At 54.0% G+C, this 1,221-nt stretch carries 2 tRNA genes and 1 rRNA gene; all 3 read right to left on the bottom strand.

The annotated features are described in order from the left end of the window. Nucleotides 1-569 precede the first annotated feature (569 nt). A tRNA-Ala gene (locus FHT70_RS30085) sits at nucleotides 570-645 on the bottom strand. Between the two features lie 89 nt (nucleotides 646-734). Continuing rightward, nucleotides 735-811 (bottom strand) — tRNA-Ile (locus tag FHT70_RS30080). Nucleotides 812-1,135: 324 nt separating this feature from the next. After that, nucleotides 1,136-1,221, bottom strand: a 16S ribosomal RNA gene (locus tag FHT70_RS30075); the annotation flags it as partial.

The raw sequence follows: 1,221 nt of genomic DNA, 5'->3' as shown, positions 1-1,221 counted from the left end.
TTCGCAGCGTATCACGTCCTTCATCGCCTGTGCATGCCAAGGCATCCACCAAATGCCCTTACGACACTTAATCGTTCTCATTGCCAATGCTCATCATCTCGTTGCCCGTTTCCAAAGGAAACGGCAACAGACCAGGTTACCTTTTACAACCCGGTCAATCCAACAATGCCATCGACGTGTTCGATAGATCTGCTTTATTGGAGCTACGCCGAGCAGCTCGCTTGCAGTCTATCTTTAAGACCAGCTTCTCGAGATAAAATCCGGTACCGCGCGGTCAGGCAACGGTAATCCGATCGTTCATCAGACGAGGCCCGAAAGCCACGAACAACCAACGATCCAGAGCGACAAGCTTCCTTCCTACCTCCAGCCCCTCCACCACATCCGGCCGGCTAGGCCATCCATGGGTTCACAGGAATTGGGCTCGGACGTTTCGGGCCAAAACCCAAAACACCTGGAAGCCTCCAGATCAATCTTCTCTTCACAATGTATGCAGAACAGGCATCGATCAGCGATCGATGCAAACTTTTACTTCTTCAAAGGATATCTCTCAGTCTCGACACCAAGCGAATTGGTGGAGCTGAGCGGGATCGAACCGCTGACCCCCTGCTTGCAAAGCAGGTGCTCTCCCAGCTGAGCTACAGCCCCAACCATCGCAAACACCTGACAGCAAACCGTCAGGATCAGGTAAACCCAAACAAACCACAATTCGCACCAGCTTTATCTGCCGTTGCAAATGGTGGGCCCGGGAAGACTTGAACTTCCGACCCCACGCTTATCAAGCGTGTGCTCTAACCAACTGAGCTACGGGCCCATCTCTCTGCGCAGCGCCCAATCCAAAGCAAAAACCTCGGAAAGGATCACCCATACAGGCCAGAGGCCGTCGCCGGTCGTCCGGCGCCCTCGCGGAGCGCAGCACCGAAGGTGCGAACAGCGCGTGAGCGCAAACCAATGGTTCGATATCCTTTTGAAGAAAGAGAAACGTGGACGGCGAAAGCTCGCCATACCGTCGTGACCGTAGTCTACGCGGCGTATTACGTTGCGATCGTGATCTGACTGATCCGATCTTGTTCTAAAAAGATGGAGAAGCTTCATACCGGTCAAGCCGGTCGTCTTAGCGTTTCTCGATCTTCCTTAGAAAGGAGGTGATCCAGCCGCAGGTTCCCCTACGGCTACCTTGTTACGACTTCACCCCAGTCGCTGACCCTACCGTGGTTAGCTGCC

Source organism: Rhizobium sp. BK049 (genome assembly GCF_014193135.1).
GTDB lineage: Bacteria > Pseudomonadota > Alphaproteobacteria > Rhizobiales > Rhizobiaceae > Rhizobium.
This window is presented reverse-complemented; position numbering and strand designations above follow the sequence as displayed.